The organism is Streptomyces sp. WI03-4A, assembly GCF_033792105.1.
GTDB lineage: Bacteria > Actinomycetota > Actinomycetes > Streptomycetales > Streptomycetaceae > Streptomyces > Streptomyces collinus_A.
Genome location: NZ_JARAUO010000009.1, coordinates 178,933 through 198,563, shown reverse-complemented (window position 1 = coordinate 198,563; position 19,631 = coordinate 178,933). Strand labels below are relative to the sequence as shown.

The 19,631-nt window shown below is 73.4% G+C and carries 17 protein-coding genes and 1 pseudogene; 7 read left to right on the top strand and 11 right to left on the bottom strand.

Annotated features, from left to right (window positions below; translation table 11 throughout):
* Positions 1-15 precede the first annotated feature (15 nt).
* Entirely contained in the window at positions 16-474 is a 459-nt protein-coding gene (locus PV343_RS13150; protein WP_319147055.1) for a Crp/Fnr family transcriptional regulator, read from the bottom strand.
* A gap of 437 nt (positions 475-911) precedes the next feature.
* Here PV343_RS13150 and PV343_RS13145 point away from each other — a divergent pair.
* Both PV343_RS13145 and PV343_RS13140 read left to right on the top strand, forming a co-directional pair.
* Positions 912-1,292, top strand: a pseudogene (locus PV343_RS13145) (pyridoxamine 5'-phosphate oxidase family protein); the annotation flags it as partial.
* 222 nt (positions 1,293-1,514) lie between these two features.
* Positions 1,515-2,258, top strand: a complete 744-nt coding sequence (locus tag PV343_RS13140) for a response regulator transcription factor (RefSeq protein WP_319147091.1) — start codon at positions 1,515-1,517, stop codon at positions 2,256-2,258.
* A gap of 150 nt (positions 2,259-2,408) precedes the next feature.
* On the opposite strand, the gene PV343_RS13135 is transcribed toward PV343_RS13140, so the two are convergent.
* A complete protein-coding gene (locus PV343_RS13135; RefSeq protein ID WP_319147054.1) occupies positions 2,409-4,352 on the bottom strand; it encodes a PAS domain S-box protein in 1,944 nt (647 codons plus the stop codon).
* 159 nt (positions 4,353-4,511) lie between these two features.
* Positions 4,512-5,315 (bottom strand): polyphosphate kinase 2, encoded by an 804-nt coding sequence (gene ppk2, locus PV343_RS13130; RefSeq protein WP_319147053.1) that lies wholly within the window; start codon positions 5,313-5,315, stop codon positions 4,512-4,514.
* A gap of 238 nt (positions 5,316-5,553) precedes the next feature.
* Between ppk2 and PV343_RS13125 the strand changes: the two genes are divergently transcribed.
* From PV343_RS13125 to PV343_RS13110, 4 genes are all read left to right on the top strand, one after another.
* Complete coding sequence (locus PV343_RS13125) at positions 5,554-6,429, top strand: universal stress protein (protein WP_319147052.1); 876 nt, start codon at positions 5,554-5,556, stop codon at positions 6,427-6,429.
* 52 nt (positions 6,430-6,481) lie between these two features.
* On the top strand, positions 6,482-7,177 hold the full coding sequence (locus PV343_RS13120) for a helix-turn-helix domain-containing protein (RefSeq protein WP_319147051.1): 696 nt from the start codon (positions 6,482-6,484) through the stop codon (positions 7,175-7,177).
* A 128-nt stretch (positions 7,178-7,305) separates the two neighbouring features.
* Entirely contained in the window at positions 7,306-7,491 is a 186-nt protein-coding gene (locus PV343_RS13115; RefSeq protein ID WP_319147050.1) for a hypothetical protein, read from the top strand.
* 110 nt (positions 7,492-7,601) lie between these two features.
* Positions 7,602-8,492: an SDR family oxidoreductase gene (locus PV343_RS13110; protein WP_319147049.1), complete on the top strand. Its 891-nt coding sequence runs from the start codon at positions 7,602-7,604 to the stop codon at positions 8,490-8,492.
* 14 nt (positions 8,493-8,506) lie between these two features.
* Here PV343_RS13110 and PV343_RS13105 read toward each other — a convergent pair whose 3' ends face one another.
* The 5 genes from PV343_RS13105 to PV343_RS13085 all read right to left on the bottom strand — a co-directional run bounded on the left by PV343_RS13105 (position 8,507) and on the right by PV343_RS13085 (position 15,483).
* A complete protein-coding gene (locus PV343_RS13105; RefSeq protein WP_319147048.1) occupies positions 8,507-10,054 on the bottom strand; it encodes a N,N-dimethylformamidase beta subunit family domain-containing protein in 1,548 nt (515 codons plus the stop codon).
* Positions 10,055-10,378: 324 nt separating this feature from the next.
* Complete coding sequence (locus PV343_RS13100) at positions 10,379-11,389, bottom strand: phosphotransferase (RefSeq protein WP_319147047.1); 1,011 nt, start codon at positions 11,387-11,389, stop codon at positions 10,379-10,381.
* A gap of 161 nt (positions 11,390-11,550) precedes the next feature.
* Positions 11,551-12,867 (bottom strand): ThuA domain-containing protein, encoded by a 1,317-nt coding sequence (locus PV343_RS13095; protein ID WP_319147046.1) that lies wholly within the window; start codon positions 12,865-12,867, stop codon positions 11,551-11,553.
* A gap of 352 nt (positions 12,868-13,219) precedes the next feature.
* A complete protein-coding gene (locus PV343_RS13090) occupies positions 13,220-13,642 on the bottom strand; it encodes a DUF4279 domain-containing protein (RefSeq protein WP_319147045.1) in 423 nt (140 codons plus the stop codon).
* Complete coding sequence (locus tag PV343_RS13085; RefSeq protein WP_319147044.1) at positions 13,639-15,483, bottom strand: polymorphic toxin-type HINT domain-containing protein; 1,845 nt, start codon at positions 15,481-15,483, stop codon at positions 13,639-13,641. Before PV343_RS13085 ends, PV343_RS13090 begins: the two co-directional genes overlap by 4 nt.
* A 317-nt stretch (positions 15,484-15,800) precedes the next feature.
* Here PV343_RS13085 and PV343_RS13080 point away from each other — a divergent pair, with 317 nt between their 5' ends.
* Complete coding sequence (locus PV343_RS13080) at positions 15,801-16,619, top strand: alpha/beta hydrolase (protein ID WP_319147043.1); 819 nt, start codon at positions 15,801-15,803, stop codon at positions 16,617-16,619.
* A gap of 157 nt (positions 16,620-16,776) precedes the next feature.
* Here the strand turns inward: PV343_RS13080 and PV343_RS13075 are convergent, their stop codons facing one another.
* The 3 genes from PV343_RS13075 to PV343_RS13065 form a co-directional block, all read right to left on the bottom strand.
* Positions 16,777-17,538 carry a polysaccharide deacetylase family protein gene (locus PV343_RS13075; protein WP_319147042.1) on the bottom strand — a complete coding sequence of 254 codons (762 nt, stop codon included), beginning with the start codon at positions 17,536-17,538 and terminating at the stop codon, positions 16,777-16,779.
* A 264-nt stretch (positions 17,539-17,802) separates the two neighbouring features.
* On the bottom strand, positions 17,803-18,573 hold the full coding sequence (locus PV343_RS13070) for an isoprenyl transferase (protein ID WP_319147090.1): 771 nt from the start codon (positions 18,571-18,573) through the stop codon (positions 17,803-17,805).
* 130 nt (positions 18,574-18,703) lie between these two features.
* Entirely contained in the window at positions 18,704-19,453 is a 750-nt protein-coding gene (locus tag PV343_RS13065; RefSeq protein WP_319147041.1) for a GNAT family N-acetyltransferase, read from the bottom strand.
* Positions 19,454-19,631: the final 178 nt, after the last annotated feature.

Sequence of the window (19,631 nt, the reverse complement as noted above, 5' to 3'; positions counted from 1 at the left end):
CGTTCGGCGCCGAGGTCAGACCAGGCCGCCGCTGCCGTAGGGGCCGTACAGGTCGAGCAGCCTGACGCGCGAGGCGTGCAGCCGCTGGGCGACCACCCGTCCGACCCAGACCGCGACGGCCCGGCCGAACTCGGGGTCCTGCTCGCACAGGGCACGGACCGCTTCGGCGTCGAACTCCCACGCCCGCACGGGGCTCTGCGCCTCGCCGCCCAACTTCCAGATGTGCGGCGCGAAGTGCCAGGACCAGCCGACGAGTTCGCCGTGCCCGAGCGACTCGATCACGGCGGGGCGGCGGCCTGGCACATGCAGGTCGAGCGCCACGGTCCCGGTGCGCACGATCCAGAAGCGGTCGGCGTGCCGGCCCTCATGGAACAGACGGGTGCCCGCCGTGAAGGAGACCTCGCGGGCGAGGCACAGCAGCCGTTCGCGGTACAGGGGCTCAAGAGCCGCGGTCATGGTGGTCGCGGAGGTCATCGCACCGGCTCCCTTCGTGGCGGATGCCTCCAGCGTGCGCGCGCCCGGCCTCCGGCACCACGGGCCGCCCGGTCCCGCCGGGGGGACCTTCGCCCCATGCGCGGGGCGGCACAGCGCGTCCGGGGCTCGGCAGGGCGGGAAGGGCGCCACCCGCTTCTCGCGGATCCGGATTGCGCGGTGCGCGGCTGCCGGCCGCTTCCCCGCGTCTGCTGGGGTCCTTCCCGCCACTACCAGCACACCACGGAAACCGCCGGTTAACCAGGCCCGGTCGGCGCCGATTCCCCGACCGGGGGAGGACGGCCCACGGCGCCCGCGCCGACCGCACCGCACAAGGGCCGCTCTCCTGCCGCTCGCGGGACCGATGGCCCTGACCCGGGGCGCGGTGCCGGGCCGACCCTGGAGGCATCAGGCCGTGCCCGGCGAAGGAACGGACGACCATGTACGCCCACGACGGATTCCGCGAACCCGACCGGCAGGAGTGCCTCCGGCTGCTGGGGCGGGCACCGGTCGGGCGCGTCGTGCACACCCGGCCCGCGATGCCGGCCGTGCTCCCGCTCGGCTTCCGCCTCGACCGCGACGGCGCCGTGCTGCTGCGCCCTTGCGCCGCCTCGGAGCCGGCCCGCGCGGTCGACGCGACCGTGGTCGCGTTCGAGGCGGACGCGATCGACCCGGACCGGCAGTCGGGCTGGAGCGTGGTCGTCACCGGCCGCGCGGAGGTGGTGCGGGACCCGGCCGACCGGCAGCGCCTCAGCCGTGACGGCCCGCGCTCCTGGGTGCCCTCGCCCGAGGAGGTGTTCGTACGCATCCGGCCCGAACTGGTCACCGGACGCGAACTGGTCGGCGGCCGGACCCTGTACGGCGTGGACCCGGCCGGTGACGGTCCGCTTCCTGGACGGCCGGCCGAGCGGCGGGGACAGCCGGTGCCCGGACGTCCGGCGCTACGGTGGCGGGGGGAAACAGGGCCGTTGGACCCTGGCGCCCGCGGCCGCGCGCCGGGAAGGATCACGGTGACGTCCGAACGCGCGGCAGAGGAGCCCTCGATGGCGGACAGCGAGCAGGCCGGCCCCGCCACCCCGATCCGTGTCTTCCTCCTGGACGACCACGAGGTGGTACGGCGCGGGGTGCACGACCTGCTGGACGACGAAGCCGACATCACCGTCGTCGGCGACGCGGCCACCGTCGAGCAGGCCCTGGCCCGGGTGCCGGCCCTGCGGCCGGACGTGGCGGTCCTCGACGTCCGCCTGCCCGACGGGGACGGGGTGACCGTCTGCCGGGAGCTGCGCTCGCGCATGCCGGACCTCGCCTGCCTGATGCTGACCTCGTTCGACGACGAGGAGGCGCTGCTGGACTCGATCATGGCCGGGGCGTCCGGATACGTGCTCAAGCAGATCCGGGGCTCCGACCTCGTCTCCGCCGTCCGCACGGTGGCCCGTGGACAGTCGCTGCTCGACCCCGGCGCGACCACCCGTCTGATGGCACGCCTGCGCGGCGGACAGCGGCGGGAGGAGACCCCGGACGCCCTGCCCGGGCTGACCGAACGGGAGCGGGAGATCCTCGCCCTGATCGGCGAGGGACTGACCAACCGGCAGATCGGCGGGCGCCTCTACCTCGCCGAGAAGACCGTCAAGAACCACATCTCGCGGCTGCTCGCCAAACTCGGCGTGGAGCGGCGCATCCAGGCCGCCGTCATCGCCACCAAGGCCCGGGACGCGGGCGGCCTCCCGCGCCCGGCCGAGCCCCGCACGGGCGGCCCGCGCACGCTGGGTCCCCGCTCCGGGACCTGACGCGTCGGGGGGCGTCCCCACCGGACGGCCCGTTCCCGGGCCCCGGTTGTCCGCCCGCCTCCTGGAGTGCCTGTCGGTGGTCGCTCGCTCGGCCTCCGGTGGGGTGAGGCGGAGCGAGCGGACCCGGCGGCCACGGGGCCACGGCGCGCCTCACAGCTTCAGCGTGAACCAGGTGGTCTTGCCCTCGTCGGTCGGCCGCACGCCCCAGCTCTCGGCGAGGTTGCGAACCAGCAGCAGACCGCGGCCCGACTCCTCGTACTGGGCGGCGAGCCGCGGCTGGGGCAGGTGCGGGCTGTGGTCGCTGACCTCGACGGTGAGGTCGGTGGCGGTACGGCACAGCCGCAGCGCCACCGGCCCCTCGGCGTGCTGCACGGCGTTGGTCAGGGTCTCGGAGAGCAGCAGCAGGGCGTCCTCGGCGACCGCGACGCAGTCCCAGAGCGCCAGGGTGCGGCGGAGGAAGGAACGGCTCTCCGGCACGGAGGACGGGACGGCGGGCAGCGCGGTGGTGACGGCGGCCAGCGGGGCGGCCGGCAACTGGGCCAGCAGGAGGGTCACGTCGTCGTTGTGGCCCTCGGCGTCGGGCAGCAGGGTGGCGAGCACGTGGTCGGCCGCGGTCTCGAGACCCGTCGACCGCGGCAGGCAGGTGTCGAGGACGGTGGTGAGCTCGGAGATACGGGCCTCGATGTCGCTGTCCGGGGTCTCGACCAGGCCGTCGGTGTACAGCACGAGGGTGGCGCCGGGCGCTATGGCGACACAGGACTCCTCGTAGAGCACGCCGCCCACCCCGAGCGGGGCGTTGACCGGTGTGGGCAGGGTGCGCACGCCGTCCAGGGGGTCAACCACCAGGGGAGGCAGATGACCGGCGGAACAGATCGTCACGGTCTGGGCGTCCGGGACGATCACCAGGTAGCAGCAGGTGACCAGCTGGTCGGGGACGTCGAGGTCGGTCACCACGGTGTCGAGAGCCTGCATGAGCCGGCGGGGCTGCATCTCCGTCTTGGCCAGGGCGTGCGCGGCGGAGCGCAGCTGGCCCATCACGGCGGCCGCCTCGAGACCGCGGCCCATCACGTCCCCGATGAGCACGCCGACCCGGCCGGCACCCAGCGGTATGAGGTCGAACCAGTCGCCGCCGACACCGGCGCCCTGGGTGGCGGGCCGGTAGCGGCTGGCGGTGGCCAGGCCCGGGATAGCCGGCGGGGTGCCCATGAGACTGCGCTGCAGGGTGAGCGCGATGTGCCGCTGCTGCTCCAGCAGCGCGGTCAGCTCGGCCTCCGCGCGCTTGCGGTCGCTGATGTCGCGGACGATCGCGCACGCCCCGACCACCCGGCCCCGGGCGTCCCGGGTCGGCCACAGCGTGACGTCGACGTCGAGGAGCGAGCCCGTCCTGGTGACCCGCAGCGTCTCGAAGTGCTCGACCTTCTCGCCGTGCCGCAGCCGCTTGAGCAGCACCCGGATGTCGTCGTGCAGTTCCTCGGGCGCGAGCATGGACACGTGCCGGCCGATGGCCTCCTCGGCCGTGTAGCCGTACAGCCGTGCCGCGGCGGCGTTCCAGTAGGTGATCTGGCCGTCCAGCGTCTTGGCGAGGATGGCGTCCTGGGAGGACTCGACCAGCGCGGCCAGTTCGGTGATGCGGGCCTCGGCGGCCTTGCGGTCGCTGACGTCGCGCACCGCCGCCGACACCAGCAGCCCGTCCGCGGTCTCCAGCGGGCTGAGGCTGATCTCGACAGGGAACTCGGTGCCGTTCTTGCGCAGCCCGTGCAGTTCCAGGCCGGCGCCCATCGGGCGCACCTGCCGGTTGTCGGCGTAGCCGTCGCGGTGCCGGGTGTGGTGGTCGCGGAACCGGTGCGGCACCAGCAACTCGACCGGCCGGCCGAGCAGTTCCTCGCGCCCGTAGCCGAACAGGGCCTCCGTCTGCGCGTTGACCAGCCGGATCGCTCCGGTGTCGTCGACGATCACCATGGCGTCCGGGGCCGCCTCCAGCAGTCCGCGGAACCGCTCCTCGGCCGCCGAGGGGCCGCCCTGTGCGAGCCGGGCGCCGCCGTCGGGGAGCGCCGGGGCCGCCACCCGTGGCGGCTGGTGGGCGAAGGATCTCATGGGCAACCCCGCGGGTGTCGGGCGTGCAAGTCCGGCCATCCCAACGCATGTGGGACGTCGGCGCGGTGTCTTGTCACGTCCTGTGCGGCAGGCGGCCGGAAGACGTCCGCCGCGGGGCCGGACCTGTCGGGAACGCTGCGCAAATTGTTCGTGAGGGGCTCAGAGGCCGGCCGCGTGATCGGGGACGAAGGTCTGCAGGTCGCGCGGCGGCCGCTCGTACCCGGTCGACGGGGGACGCTCGGGCAGCTCCAGCACCGGCGGCGGCACCTCCTGGTAGGGGACGGACCCCAGCAGGTGCGCGATCATGTTCAGCCGGGCCCGGCGCTTGTCGTCGCTCTCCACGACGTTCCACGGGGCCTCGGGGATGTCGGTGTGCACGAACATCGCGTCCTTGGCGCGCGAGTACGCCTCCCAGCGGGACAGCGACTCCAGGTCCATCGGCGACAGCTTCCAGCGCCGCAGCGGGTCCTCGAGACGGCGCCGGAACCGCTCCTGCTGCACCGCGTCGCTCACCGAGAACCAGTACTTGCGCAGCAGGATGCCGTCCTCCACCAGCATCCGCTCGAAGATCGGGCACTGCCGCAGGAACCGCTGGTACTCGTCCTGGGTGCAGAAGCCCATCACCTGCTCCACGCCGGCCCGGTTGTACCAGGACCGGTCGAAGAGGACGATTTCGCCCGCGGCCGGCAGGTGCTCGACGTAGCGCTGGAAGTACCACTGGGTCCGCTCGCGCTCGGTCGGCGCGGGCAGCGCCGCGATCCGGGCGACCCGGGGGTTGAGGTGCTCGGTGACGCGCTGGATGGTGCCGCCCTTGCCGGCCGCGTCACGCCCCTCGAAGACGATCACCAGCCGCGCCCGCTCGGCGCGCACCCACTCCTGCAGTTTCACCAACTCCGCCTGCAACCGCAGCAGTTCCTTCTCGTACGTCTTGCGTGGCAGCCGGTCCACGTTCGTGTCACCCATGCGCCCAGTCTCCCGCAGCCCCGCGCCCAGGCCCGTACACGCGCCGCCCGCGCGCCGTGCCGGCCCGGCCGTCCGAGCGCAGTGCCGGCCCGGCCGTCCGCACCCCCCGGGCCCGAAGGGGCCGAACGGCTGCCGCAGGGGCCGGACCGGCCCATGGGACGGACGGCCGTGCGCATGGGACGGTGGTGGTGTGGCCGCTCCGCACGCGGCGCGACGCGGCCGGAAGGCGGTGAGCCCGATGCTGGACATGCCACTGGTCGTGGGCGTCGACGGGTCCGACTCCAGCCTGACGGCGGTCGACTGGGCGGTCGACGAGGCGGCCCGGCGCGGCCTGTCGCTGCGCCTGGTGTACGCCTCCGTCTGGGAGCGGTACGAGGGCTTCCTGCCGGGCGGTCCGGAGAGCCGCTCCGAGCAGGCGATGGTGGAACGCGTGGTCGACCTGGCGACGGAGCGGGCCAGGCTGCGCGACCCCGAGGTGAAGTCGACCACCGCCATCCTCCCGCAGGACCCCGCGGACGCCCTGGTGGGCGCCGGTGACACCGCCTTCGCCGTGGTGACGGGCGCGCGCGGCCGGAGCGGTCCCGCCGGGCTGCTGCTCGGCTCGGTCGGCCTGACCGTGGCCGCCCGCGCCCGCTGCCCGGTGATCGTCGTGCGCGGTGACCGGGCCGCACTGACCGGCAGCCACGAGCGGATCCTGCTCGGCGCCGGCGATACGGGCACCGGGGCCGAGGCCGCGCGCTTCGCCCTCGGCGAGGCCCGGGTGCGCGGCTGCGTCCTCGACGCCGTCCGGACCTGGCGCACCCCGCTGTACGAGATCGCCGACCACGCCCTGCGGCCCGGCGGCCCCGAGGACCGGCACGCGCGGCAGGCCTCCGCCGCACTCGACGAGGTGCTGGAGGGCCCGGCGGCCGACCACCCCGACGTCCTGGTGCGCCGCACCGCCGTGGAGGGGGCGGCCCGGAAGGTGCTGGTGGAGCGCTCGGCCGCCGCCGACCTCGTCGTCATCGGGGCCCGGCACCGGCACGGGCACGGCGGGCTCCAGCTCGGGCGGGTGGCGCACCGGCTGCTGCACCACGCCCACTGCCCGGTGGCCGTCGTGCCCCAGCGGGCGTGAACGACACGACACCCCCGTGCCGGGCGACCGGCCGGAAGAGGAGTGGATGACGATGACCGACCGCACGAGCCCGCGGCACCCGGCGCAGGAGGCGCCGGATACGTCCGCGCGGGGCGACCTCGGGCGCCGGATCGAGCGGCGCCGCACGGAACTGGGCCTGAGCCGGGCGGAGGTGGCGTTCCGCGCGGGCATGTCCGAGGGGTACGTCGCCCATCTGGAGGAGCACAGCACGGCGGCACCGGACGCCGGCACCCTGTTGTGGCTGGCCGGGGCGCTGCGGACCAGCCCCGCGGAACTCGGCGGCGGCCACACCGGTCTCCCGGCGGGTATCGGACGGGCCGCCCGCGATCCCCGGCTGAGCGAGCTGGACGAGGAGGAGTGCCGGGAGCTGATGTCGTCCCACGGCGTGGGCCGGATCGCGCTGGCCGGGGACGGGGCACCGGTCGTCGTCCCCGTGAACTACAGCGTCGTCGACGGAGCCGTCGTCTTCCGTACCCACCCGGACTCGGTGCCCGCCCAGGGCGTCGGCCGGGAGGTGGCCTTCGAGATCGACCGCGTGGACGACGCGCTGAGCCAGGGGTGGAGCGTCCTGGTACGCGGCACCGCCCACGCCGTCACCGACCCCGGCGAGGTGAGCCGGCTGACCGCGCGGGCCTACAGCACGCCCTGGGCCGGCGGCGAGGGGCGCGACCTCTGGGTGCGCATCGCGCCGGACACGCTCACGGGACGCCGCATCGAGGTGTGGTGAGACCGGGCGGAGAAGCCTTGTTACCCGCCGGTTTCCCAGTACCGCCAGTAACATGATGACCTTGGCTCCGGTTGTACCAGTCAGTCAACTCGGCACGTCCCGGTGGCGTGCCCTGCCCGGAGATGTCCATGTCCTCTGAGTCCTCCGACGCCTTGGAAAACGCGCGTTTCACCTACGAGCAGCACCTGCACCGGTGCCGCCAGTGCCACGTCGACACCGTGCCCTGTGCCGTGGCCAAGCACCTCCTGCGGATCTACAACAACGCCCGCAGGGAGCACCTCCGTTCCGCCGGCCACCAGACGCCCACGCTCTGAGCCGCCCGCGCCCGCCCGCACCCGGCCCCGGGCGGACGCGGGGGTTCCGGACGGGACGACCGGGGAACCCGGTCGCCTGCCCGCCCGCCCGAGCAGCACCGGAGGCCGACGTGACGGAGAACCGCACCCCCCAGCCCGACCCGACCACGCGGCACGCCCGCCCCGACTTCCCCTCCCAGGACCAGCCGCACCCCGGCTGGACCGGGCCGATGGACCCGCCGCCGGACCACGGCGAGGAGTCGTACCGCGGCGCGGGCCGCCTCGACGGGTTCAAGGCCGTGATCACGGGCGGCGACTCCGGCATCGGCCGGGCGGTGGCGCTGGCCTACGCCCGCGAGGGCGCCGACGTGCTGTTCACCCACCTGGAGGAGGAGGCGGACGACGCCCGCGAGACCGCCCGCCTGGTGGAGGACGCGGGCCGCAAGGCCGTCGCCGTGCCCTGCGACATCCGCGAGGAGGACAACTGCCGTGCGCTGATCGACCGGGCGGTCGACGAGTTCGGGCGCATCGACGTCCTCGTCAACAACGCGGCGTACCAGATGTCCCAGCCGGACGGCATCGAGGCGATCAGCACCGAGCAGTTCGACCGGGTGCTCCGCACGAACCTGTACGGCATGTTCTGGCTGACCAAGTTCGCCCTGCCGCACATCCCGGCCGGCGGCAGCGTGATCAACACGACGTCGGTGCAGGCGTACAAGCCGAGCCCGCACCTGCTGGACTACGCGACGACCAAGGGCGCCATCGTCACCTTCACCCAGGGACTGGCGCAGATGGTCGCCGAGCGTGGCGTCCGCGTCAACGCGGTGGCACCGGGCCCGGTGTGGACACCCCTGATCCCGGCGACGCTCCCGGACACGGCCGAGTTCGGCAAGCAGAGCCCGCTCGGCCGCCCCGCCCAGCCCGCCGAGATCGCCCCGGCCTACGTCTACCTCGCCTCCGACCAGGCGAGTTTCGTCACGGCGGAGATCCTCAACGCCACCGGCGGCACCCCGCTGCCCTGACCGCCGCTCCGGCTTCAGGCCGGGCGGCCGTACACCCGAGCGGTGTCGGGAACCGGCGCCGGGGCGTGCCGCGCCGCCGGGCCCTTCGCGAACGTGCGCAGCAGGTTCTCCGTGGCGCGGGTGACGAACGCCCTGGTGCGGCCGTCCATGCCGTGGTCGCGGCCGAGTTCGCCGGTGCCCGCCAGCAGCCCCTCCACCCACCGCATGGTGCCGGTCGCGAAGACCCCCGCACCGCCGGCGGCGGTGTAGTACGCAGAGTCGCTGTGACTCGGCCGGCCGCCGCACACCAGCGGGGAGTGCGCGGTGATCTCCAGCGGTCCGGGCGTGGGGGAGCCGGGGGTGACCCGGTCGTACTCGACGCCGACCAGGTGGGCGAAGCCGTCGCCGGCGGAGACGCCGGTGCCGTCGTACACCCAGTGACCGGCGTTGCGCACCACATAGGGCGCGTCGACCGGATAGCCCTCGTAGAGGACGCCGGTGAGCGAGGACTCCGGGTCGGCGGCGGGCGGTACGCGGTAGTCGGTGGTCACCCGCTCCGGGTCGGACGCGTAGACCGGGTCGGCGCGGTAGGACGTCTTGTAGCAGACGACCGTACGGCCGCCCGCCCGCTCCCCGTCCTCCAGACGCACCCGGCGGAAGCAGGTGTTGGCGCCGAGGAAGGCGATGTTCGTGCCGGAGTCCCGGGCGCGGGTGACGTGCGCCCGCTGCTCGGGCGTCCAGTACTCGTCGTGCCCCAGGCAGACGACGGCGTGCGCCCCGCCGAGCACCGACGGGTCCCGGTGGACGTCCGGCCCGGTGGTGTAGGCGAGCGGGATGCGCAGCCGTTCGGCCAGTACCACCAGCGCCCACTCGTGGACCAGGAACTTCTCGGCGCCGTTGCCGTCGTAGGGGCGGTCGAAGCTGACCGCGAGCGACCGGGTGGCGTAGGCGCCCGAGGAGCCCGCGTACAGGCTGCTGCCGCCCCAGCGGTTGTAGGCCTGCCAGGTGGCGGGGGCGTGCAGCAGCACCGTGCGCCCCGTGCCTTCGGCGGACCGGACGACGAGCGGGACGTGCCGCTGGTGGCCCGCGTCCGACTCCAGCCGCAGCAGGTACGCGCCCTCCGGCCATCCGGTGGTGTCCAGAGTCAGCGTGACCGGCCAGTCGGCACGCACGGTCCGGGTCCCGGACAGCACCCGCGGCGACGGCTGGACGCGGCCGGGTACGCGGGGGGAGGCCCACACGAGCCGGGCCCGCTTGCCGCCGTACCAGCCGACCCGGAAGGCCGACACCCGGAAGGACGCGGCGGTGGTCGACACGTGCAGACCGCACTCCTCACCGGGTGCCACGCTCACCCGGTCCGTGTATCCGGTCACGGCGTCCACCGGGCCCGCCGAGCGGATCCGCCAGTCCGCGGTGCCCGGCGCGTCCTGTTCGGCCTCCGGCAGGTGGGACGGCTCACGGCGGCGGCCCGCCGCGGGCGGCGCGGCGGTACAACCGGCCGCCGCGCCCAGGCCGGCGGCGGCGCACAGGCCCAGGAAACGCCGACGGGTCGCGTCGTCCCCGCCCAGCGGTGCTGCGGTCACTGCGCCTCCCGGATCCGCCCCGGTACGTCCCTCCCCTCTTCCAGCCTCCCGATCCGGCGGCACTCCACGCAACCCCACGACGGCCCCGATCCGAGCCGCCTCGGTTGCGTCTGGCGCCCACGGCACGGGACGGCGAGGGCGTCGGCTCGGGCACCGGCCGTTGTGCCGGACGAGTGGCGGGCCGGGGGCTGCTGGGCGGGTCGGTGGCAGGTCAGAGGCCCGCGGGGCGGGTCGGGCGGCCGGCAGGGGCTGCTGGGTGGGGGCGGCCGGGACGGAGGGTCGGCCAGGCACGACCGGCCATGCCCGGCTGGAAGCCGTGCGCGGCTAGAACGGGGGCTCGTCCAGCAGCTCCAGCAGCGACTGGGCGCTGTGCCCGCAGAGCGAGGCGCTCGCCGTGGTTCCGGGTGCGGCCGGGAACAGGCCGCCCCAGGCGCGGGCCCGGCCGAGCGCGCTCAGCCGCCACGCGAGGTCAACCGCGCGCCGCAGCTCGGCCGTGGTGCGGCCGTCGTCCGTCCACGGCTCCAGATAGGCGTCGCGAAGGCGGGCCATGACACCGGGGCCGTACCGCTCCGCGGCCTTGCGGGCGGTGACGTGCAGGCTGCAGAACGGGTGCGAGACGGTGGCGTCGCCCCAGTCGAAGAAGGTGTACCGGTCCGGTTCCGGGTGGAACAGCTGGCCGTCGTGCAGATCCGCGTGGTCGAGGGAGTCGGGGACGCCCAGGTCGGCCAGCTCCGCGCACCAGTCCAGCAGGCGGGGGCGCAGCCGGTCCAGCCGGGACCGGTCGGCAGGCCCCAGCGCGGTGTTCTGGGCCAGCAACTCGTCGAAGACACCGGGCATTTGGTCGCACCTGGCGTCCGGTACGCCGAGCCGTGCGAGCTCCTGGATGTGCGGGACCAGGGCCCGTTGCATGTCCGCGTACTGCCGCAGCAGCCCCTCCCACGTCTCCGGGCCCACGGCCTGCCGCTCCAGCACGTCCCGGAACAGGGCGCCCCCGTCCGGCAGCAGCGACCAGCCGCGGTCCGCGTCGACCGCGAGCGGTGCCAGGACGTGCCGCGGCACCCAGCGGGCCAGCGCCGCGGTGAGCGCCCCCTCGAAACCGCTGGCCGGCGGGTTCGCCTTGAACCACACGGCGGGCCGCCCGGCCACGGGCACCCGCGCCAGGACCGACCACGGCCGCAGCCGCACCCCCAGCGGACCGGCCGCCCGCAGCCCGTGCGCGGCGAGCCCGTCCGCCACCCAGGCGAGGGCCGCCGTCCGCCAGGACTCCTGCTCCCAGGGCGTCACCGCGTCCTCGTACCGGCCGCGGTCCACGGTCCACGCAACGTCGTCTCGCATCGAGCCATCCCAGCATCCGGCTGCCCTGCCGGCCAGCGGTTTTCCCCCGGTCCCTGAGCCGGCCCGGCACCGGCGACGGGATACCGGGCCGGGCGGGCCGCCCGGTCGGAACCGCTCGGTCAGGACTGCTCGACCGTGACTGCTCGACCGGGTCTGCTCGGTCAGGGACGCTCGGTCAGGCGGAAGCTCTGGGCGGGGGAGCCGTCGCAGGCCCGCTGGGTGAGCTGGACGCTGTCGGCGGCCGTGGGGGCGGCGCTGAGGCACTTCCCGCTGTGCCGGGCCACGAAGTGGTAGCCGCCGTCGGCCTGCTGGACCGGCCGCCACTGCTGGTTCTGGCCGCCTCCGTAGGTCCAGAGCTGCAACGGGGCGCCGTCGGCGGTGGAGCGGTCGGTCACGTCGACGGCCTGCTGTGGATTGCCCCGGGCGGCGATCCGCACGTATCCGCCGTCGGTGGAACGGAGCTGGTACTGCTGGGCCGCGGTGCCGTTGCAGGTGTACTGCTGGACCGCCGTGCCGTTGGCGGTGGCGGCGCCCCGGGCGTCCACACAGGTGCCGTTGCCGTCGGCGCGCAGCTCGTACCAGGACGTCTCGGAGATGGGCCCGGTCGGCGGCTGCGGGTCCGTGAGCCCGCCCAGCCACTTCAGGCCGTCCAGCACGAACCGGTTCTGCGTCGGGCTCGCGAAGGTGGACGAGAGCGTCGTGTTCGTGGCGTAGTCCATCGCGTTGTGACCGAAGTTGGCGTACAGCATCCGGTACTTGGTGTTCGTCCACAGGATCGGGTAGTAGCCGCTGTACCAGGTCTGCGCGGGGTCGGTGCCGAGCGGGAAGCTGCTCGGGTCGATGGAGGCGAGGATCCTGATGTCCGGGTTCTTGCGCAGGTCGTTGGACCAGCTGTACCACTCGCTGACCGACGAGGTGAAGGTGGCCGGCAGGTTCTTCGTCGCGGGATGCGTACGGTCCTCCACCCGCAGCACGGCGCTGGTGGGGCCCCAGGTGTTGCTCGTGAAGTCGCCCGAACCCAGGAACTGATCGTGGTACCAGGGCCACCCCGCCGCGTCGGTGGTGAACGCCGAGACGTGGAAGCCCATCCAGGCGCCGCCGGCACGCATGTACCGCTCGAAGCCGGAGCGTTGGGCCGGCGACTGCGGCAGGTCGTCGAGGAAGAGGACCACCTGGTAGGCGTTCACCCGGCTGTCGGCGAGCACGTCCCAGTCGGTGCTCGCGGTGTAGGTGAAGCCGTTGGCCGCCGCCTGCCTCGGGAACCACTCGTTCGCCTCTTCGACGAAGCTGATGTGCGCCGCGTCCCAGGTCCCGTTGTACAGGGCCAGCACCTTGAAGGGGGCGGCCGCGGCCGGCGCCGGGGTGACGGCCGTTGCGCGTGCCGGGGTGACGGCCGTGGCCAGCAGGACGGCCAGCAGGAACAGCAGTCGCAGGCACAGGGCGAGGACCGGGGACGACGACGTTCTGACACCGCGCATGGGGCGCTCCTGTCGTGTGGGGGGTGCGGTGCAACGTAAAGGTCTGAACCAGAAGCGTCAAGAGGTGAATTAAGTAGTGAGGCAAGTCTGTTGCGCCCACTTGTCAGCGGCCGCGCGTCCGTACGTGCAGGTGACCGGCGAGGGGGTGTGCGGACGGTGCCGCGGGCAGGAGCGCGGTCAGTTCGTACCCCTCCCGGTACATCTCGACCAGGAGGAGACTCAAGCCTGCGCCCATCGCCTCCGGACGCTGCCCGGCGGGGGACCCGGGACGGGCCCTCCCCGCTGGTCCTCATCGTGCTCGCCGTGCCGGGGACCTGACCCTCCGGGGCCCGCTTTCCGGACAGCTGACCGCTCAGTCGTCGTTGCCGACGTACACGTACTGGTCGATGTCCAGCGACGCCCCCGCCTTCGTGAGCCAGGCCAGTAGGGGTGCGCTCAGCCAGATGCCCTTCTGCTGCGGGTCCTCCGGGTCGGTGAGCTTCTGCACGATCACCAGGGAGATCTCGGCGTCCCCGGAGGAGGCCAGCTGCCCCAGGGCCGTGGCGAACTGCGGTCCCCAGGCGAGGATCACGGGCTCGACGTCCTCGGGGCGTCCGGGCCCGTCCGGGGCCGGGGCGTGCCGGATCCAGGTCGTGTGGGCGCGCGGTGGCGACTGGGGGCGCCTGCGGCTGCCGATCGCCGTCGCTTCGTCGGGCTCGGTCTCCAGCCGCGCGGAGATCTGCTCCGGCTGCAGGGACTCGCTGACCACCCTCAGGTACATCCGGAAGGCGCTCACGGCCGGTACCTGTAGTTGGTCGGCACCAAGATCTTCCCGTCCTTGCTCACGAGGACGACCCTGCCCTCTCCGTCGCGCATCGCGTCGAAGCGCGACACGTTGTTCTTCCCCACCCAGTCGGCCTTGAAGGCGTGCGGGTCCTCACCGACGCTCTTCAGCGCCTTTTCGAGCTGCTTCTCCTTGATCTTGACCAGGGAGCCGCGGTCGATGGCCGCGGCGTCGGGGATCTCGCCGCGGATGAAATCACACGACGCGTTGTGGACGAGTACGGGAGTCTTCCCCGCCAGCACATAGTAGGTGTGCAGATCGTTGACGGTCAGGTTGTAGGCGCCCTGCGGCTCCTTCCAGTGCGTGACCTTGTCGATCCGTACCCCGGTGCCGTCCGGGGCGCGGAGGGTGTCACCGGGGTTCAGGTCGCGGGCGTCGGTCCACCGTCCCTGGTTCTCCACCCAGAACGGGTGGTGGTCGGTCGCGGTGAGCTCGGGCGGTCCCTCGCCCGCGTCGCCGGCCAGGCGTACGCCGGTGAAGTCCTCGTCCTCGGGGGTGTAGATCGTGTCCTCCACCGGACGCGCGCCGGTGATCCCCGCCTGCGGGTCGCCGGCCAGGACACTGTCGCCGGCCGTGATCTCCTCGATGGGCAGGGTGGTGGTGCCGTCGCCCATGAGGACCCGGGTGCCGGCCGGGAAGCTGTTGCACGGCGGCAGCTTGTCGCCCTTGCGGGCGGTGCGGATCCTCTCCGGAAGCAACTTGCCCCCGTACTTGAGCCAGCGCATGACCGCGAGCGAGCCCAGCACCCGGTCGGTGGTGCTCACCTTCTCGCCGGTGGCCAGGTCGGTGCCGGTGATGGCTTCGAGGACGCCCTTGCCGTCGCCGATCCCGGGCAGCAGGTTGAGGAGCAGCGACATCCGGCGCTCCTGCGCGGCCCGTTCCTCGGGAGTCGTGTCCTTCGAACCGATCCGCTCGGCGAGGCGGGAGAAGTCGAAGTCGAACTCGGGTACCTGGTGGAGCTTCGATGCGGCCTTGTCGATGCCGTCGACGGCCTTCCTGGTCTCGTTCAGCCCCTTGTTGGCGTCCTTGATCCCCTCGTTGAGCTTGTCCATACCCCGGTTGGCCTTCTCGATGCCCTTGTTGGCCTTGTCCAGGCCCTTGTTGACCTCGGCCGTGGCCTGGTTCATGTCATCGAGGGCGCCGTTCATCTTGTCGAACCCGGCGTTGATCTGGTCCAGGCTCTTGCCGACGTCCTTGAAGAAGCCGGCGATGTCCCAGGTGTCCTTCGGCGGCCGGTCGTCGACGGGCTTGGGATCCGGGTAGTAGTCCCCGACCGCCACGGCGAGCACGGCCAGGGCCTCGACCGACTCCGTGTGCGCGTCGAGCAGCCGGGACGCCTTCACGAGATCGGTGCGCACCTTGTCCACGTGCGGCTTGGCGGCCTTGAGCGCCTTGAGCGTGTGCTCGACGATCTCCTTCTTCTTCTCCGGGTCCGGCTCCTTGTCCGGGTCGAGCAGGAGCTGCGGCTTGAGCTTGTACAGCTCGTTCAGCTCCTTCTCGAGTCCCTTGAAGGAGGCGCCGTCGTCCTTCATCGCGTCACGGGTGACGTAAAGGAAGACACCCACGCCCAGGCCCAGTCCGGCGGACTTGAGAGCGAAGTCCCTGATGCAGGCGGGCCGTTCCAGCAACGGCTGGGAACCGCAGTCGGAGTACCGCGCCACCTTGGCCGCGATCTCCAGCAGGGTGGGCTCGGGCTCGGGCTTCGGAGCGGCCGCAGCGGCGGTGCCCGCGCCCACGGTCAGCAACAAGGCGGTCGCGAGCGTGACGATCTTCTGTTTTGCGTGCAGGTACATTTCTTCCTCAGGGCGCAGACCTCATGGCGCCGCTTCGTGCGGCGCGGGTCGGCGCTTCCCCCTGGGCGGCCTGGCCGCCCTCGTGTCGCGTTGCGCGCGTGTCGAACGCGTGGTCGCGATCACCGTAGACCGTTACCTCGGGTCATGCTCAACTGAGCGCCTTCCGTGGTGACATGACGAGAGCACCGCGCTGCGCGCGAGCGCCCGCAGCGCGGTCGCCCCCGGTCGCTCTCTGACTCCTCTGCAAATAAGCCGCCCGTCGGGGCCGGGTCCCTGTACGCTCACACCGCGAATCGAGGTACATCGAAACGAGGTGCATGAGCGTGTCCCGAGTCCCCGCCGCCCCGCTCCCGCTGGTCTACGGAGACCATCCGGATCAGGTGGCCGACCTGTTCCTGCCGGCCACCGGACCGCAGGGCCCCGCGCCGCTGGTGCTGTTCTTCCACGGCGGCTACTGGCGCGCCGAGCACGACAGGCGGCATGCCGACGGATTCGCACGGGCGTTGGCGGCGCACAGCGGCTGCGCGGTCGTCAGCGCCGAGTACCGCCGGGTCGGGGGCGGAGGCGGCTGGCCGGCCACGTTCACCGACACCGCCGCGGCCGTCGACCTGCTGCCGGGCCTGGCCGCCGAGGCGGCACCCGGCCGGGTCGACCCGGACCGTCCGGTCCACGCGGGGCACTCGGCCGGGGGCCACCTCGCCCTGTGGGCCGCGCTCCGGCACCGGCTGCCCGAGGGCGCGCCCGGCCGGACCACGGCCCCCGCCGCGATCCGGGGCACACTCGCCCTGGCCCCCACGGCCGACCTGGCCCGGGCCGGTGAACTGGGCAGCGGCCGCGGTGCCGTCGCCGCTCTGCTCGGCGGCGGACCGGACGAGGTGCCGCAGCGCTATGCCGCCGCCGACCCCGCCGTACTGGGCGCTCCCGCGGGCCGCACGGTCGTGGTGCACGGCGGCCGCGACGACTCCCTGCCGGTGACCATGGCCCGCCGGTACGCCGCCCGGAGCGGCGCCACGCTCCACGAACTGCCCGACTGCGGCCACTTCGACGTGATCGACCCGGCTTCGCCGGCCTGGCCCGCGGTGACCGGGGCGCTGGCGGCCGTCCTCGCCGCGGAGCGGGCCCCTGCCGGCCGCTGAAGGACCGAACACCTCCGCGAACGGGCCCATGAGTGCTGCGCGTCGGCCGAACCCCTTCACGCACGCACCACTGAGGGCCCCGAACGACCGAACCCCTCCGCGCACGCGTCGCGGAGGGGTTCCTGTGGGCCGAACTCTGAGACGTCAGCGGCCGCGTTCAGCGGACCGGGAAACCGAACGAGTAACCCTGCTGCTTCAGCCAGGGCAGCAGGGTGCGCAACGCGGCCACGGTCTGGGAGCGGTCGCCGCCGGCGTCGTGGAAGAGCAGGGTCGGGCCGTTGGACAGCTCGCTCTGCACGGTGGAGACGATGGCCTGCGTGCCCGGCCGCTCGAAGTCCTTGGAGTCGACGTTCCAGCCCAGCGGCCGCATCCCGTGCGAGGCCGCGAGATGCCTGCTGTACGGGGTGAAGGCACCGCCGGGCGCCCGGTAGTACATCGGCCGCACACCGCCGGACGCCTTGATGATCTGGCGCTCGGCGTCCAGGATCTGCTGCGCCTGGTAGGACTGGGACTTCTTGTCCATGGCGGTGTCGTGCGAGACCGTGTGGTCGCACAGCCGGTGCCCGGCCGCGACCACCCGCTTGACCATGTCGGGGTGGGCCTCGGCTTGGGTGCCGACCATGCAGAACGTCGCCTTCACCCCGTTCTCCCGCAACACCTGCAGCACCTGAGGGGTCCAGTTCGGGTCGGGGCCGTCGTCGATGGTGATGTTGACCGCGTGGTCACCGCCGTCCGACGCGTGCACGATGGTCTCCGCCACCGGCGCCACCTTGGGCGCGGCCGGGCGCGCGGACGACCGGTGCTCCGCGACGGGTCCGGCCTGTGCGGTCCACACCGACGTGGCGGCGGCCACCGCCGTCACCCCGACCGCCGCCGCGATCACCCGGCCGTACCATCCCCGCCCACCGTGCCGTGCCATGTCGGCCCCGTCCCCTCGCTGTGTCGATCAGCCCCCGTGCATCTCTGAGGACGGAGGCGGACGGCCGGAGGATCCCGCTGTTACCGATCACGGACAATTCCGGGGTGCTTCCGCGACAGCCCCCGCCGACCGCCCGCGGAACCTGCTCGACCGGAGTGCCGGAGTCCGGCGGTGAGGCGCCGGTCCGGTCGTCTTCGCCCGCTACGGCGGCTCGGAGTTGCTCCTGGAGGACTTGGCCCAGCACACCGTCCTGCCCCTGGGCCGTCAGCGGCCGTAGCGGCGGTCGCGGTCGGCGTACGAACGCAGGGCGCGCAGCAGGTCGATCTGGCGGAAGGCGGGCCACAGGACGTCCACGAAGTGCACCTCCGCGTACGCCGACTGCCACAACAGGAACCCGGAGAGCCGCTGTTCGCCCGACGTGCGGATGATGAAGTCGGTGTCGTGCCCGGCCGGCGAGTACAGGTTGTCGCTGATGTGCTCCAGGTCGAACTCCGCGGCCAGGTCGCGGGGGTCGCCGCCGGCGCTGATGTGCTTGTCGAAGGCGGCCTTCACGGCGTCGACGATCTCGCGCCGGCCGCCGTAGCCGACGGCGACGTCGACCTTGAGCCCGCCGCGGCCGTTCGTCAGGGCGGCGGCCTCCTTGAGGACCCGGGCGGTGTTCCCGGGCAGCAGGTCGAGGGCGCCGATGATCTCGATCTCCCAGGGCTCCCCGGGGGCGCAGATGCGCTGGACGGTCTCCTCGATTATGTCGAGCAGGGGGCCGAGTTCGGCGGCCGGCCGGTGCAGGTTGTCGTCGGAGAGCATCCACAGCGTGACGTGCTTGATGTCGGCGTCGGTGCACCAGTGCAGGAAGTCCGTGACCTTCGCGCCGCCGACCCGGTAGCCCTCGCGGACGTCCTGGTGGCCCGCACCCCGTGCCCAGCGCCGGTTGCCGTCGAGCATGATCGCCACGTGCCGCGGCCGGGGCAGGCCGTCCAGCTTGCGGTTCAGGCGACGTAGGTAGATCGCCTCCAACGCCGAACGCAGGGCCTTCATTGCCACGCCGATGTCCCTTCTCCCTACCCGTGTTCGAGGGCGCAAGGATAGTGCCACGTCCGCCACCGGACCCGCACGGCCGGTCGCCCGGCGCCGGGCGGGGACCCGTTCGGCCCCCGCCCGGCGCGGGTCACGCTTCGAGGGACATGTACAGGCGGGTGCCGGTGGGGCGGAAGCCGATCCGCTCGTAGACGCGGCGGGAGCCCTCGCCGGAGTACTCCAGCCAGACGGACCGTGTGCCGCGGTCGAAGGCGGTCGCGGCGAGGGCCGCCGTGACCGCGGCCGCGATGCCCCGGCCGCGGTGGGCGGGCCGGGTGCCCACGCCGGCCAGTTCGGCCGTGCCGTCGGCGGGCGCCGAGCAGATCGCCGCGCCGGCGCAGCCGCCGTCGGCGGCGCGGACGAACCGGACGGCGCCGCCGCCCTCCTGGGTGCGCCGCAGCCGGGCGGCGCTCTCCGGGGAGGGCGGGAACTCACCGTCGAACGCCTCGGACAGGGCGGCGTCGACGGCCGTGTAGTCCTCGTCGGTGACCGGTGTCTCCACGACCGTGTGCCCGGCCGGGACCACCAGGCCGGCGGGAGTGCAGACCATGTACTCGTGGACCGCCTCGGTCGTGAACCCGGCCCGGAGCAGGGCGGGTTCGACGGCGGGCGCGGCGTCCGGGGCGAACTCCAGACGGGGCTTGAGACCGCGCTCCCGGAACGTCTCGATCAGGGCGCTGACGTCGTGGTCGGCCGGCTGGGCGCCGGGGACGGGGGTCGCGTAGTTGATGTAGGGGCTGGTGGTCGCGGGGTCGAACCCCACGACGAATCCGCCGACTTCGGCCGCCTCGGGGCGGCGGAGCAGGTTGGCGACGGCGAAGCGCTGCACGTCGGTGCGCACGATGGTGATGACCTCACGATGAAGGGCAGCCGTGACGGCTGCGGAACCGGCTCGGGCCGGGAACACGGGACATGCGTGGGACCGCCGTGAGGAGACGCGAGGGCACCGCGGGCCGCTGCCGGTGGGGCAGGGGTGTCAGTGCCGACGGCGGCCGCTGGGGGACGCCGCGATCAATGGC

What these genes read in the sequence shown, in the direction of transcription:
- PV343_RS13150 (WP_319147055.1), bottom strand. Translation starts at nt 474, where the DNA reads ATGACCTCCGCGACCACCATGACCGCGGCTCTTGAGCCCCTGTACCGC.
- PV343_RS13140 (WP_319147091.1), top strand. Translation starts at nt 1,515, where the DNA reads ATGGCGGACAGCGAGCAGGCCGGCCCCGCCACCCCGATCCGTGTCTTC.
- PV343_RS13135 (WP_319147054.1), bottom strand. Translation starts at nt 4,352, where the DNA reads ATGAGATCCTTCGCCCACCAGCCGCCACGGGTGGCGGCCCCGGCGCTC.
- ppk2 (WP_319147053.1), bottom strand. Translation starts at nt 5,315, where the DNA reads ATGGGTGACACGAACGTGGACCGGCTGCCACGCAAGACGTACGAGAAG.
- PV343_RS13125 (WP_319147052.1), top strand. Translation starts at nt 5,554, where the DNA reads ATGCTGGACATGCCACTGGTCGTGGGCGTCGACGGGTCCGACTCCAGC.
- PV343_RS13120 (WP_319147051.1), top strand. Translation starts at nt 6,482, where the DNA reads ATGACCGACCGCACGAGCCCGCGGCACCCGGCGCAGGAGGCGCCGGAT.
- PV343_RS13115 (WP_319147050.1), top strand. Translation starts at nt 7,306, where the DNA reads ATGTCCTCTGAGTCCTCCGACGCCTTGGAAAACGCGCGTTTCACCTAC.
- PV343_RS13100 (WP_319147047.1), bottom strand. Translation starts at nt 11,389, where the DNA reads ATGCGAGACGACGTTGCGTGGACCGTGGACCGCGGCCGGTACGAGGAC.
- PV343_RS13095 (WP_319147046.1), bottom strand. Translation starts at nt 12,867, where the DNA reads ATGCGCGGTGTCAGAACGTCGTCGTCCCCGGTCCTCGCCCTGTGCCTG.
- PV343_RS13085 (WP_319147044.1), bottom strand. Translation starts at nt 15,483, where the DNA reads ATGTACCTGCACGCAAAACAGAAGATCGTCACGCTCGCGACCGCCTTG.
- PV343_RS13080 (WP_319147043.1), top strand. Translation starts at nt 15,801, where the DNA reads ATGAGCGTGTCCCGAGTCCCCGCCGCCCCGCTCCCGCTGGTCTACGGA.
- PV343_RS13075 (WP_319147042.1), bottom strand. Translation starts at nt 17,538, where the DNA reads ATGGCACGGCACGGTGGGCGGGGATGGTACGGCCGGGTGATCGCGGCG.
- PV343_RS13070 (WP_319147090.1), bottom strand. Translation starts at nt 18,573, where the DNA reads ATGAAGGCCCTGCGTTCGGCGTTGGAGGCGATCTACCTACGTCGCCTG.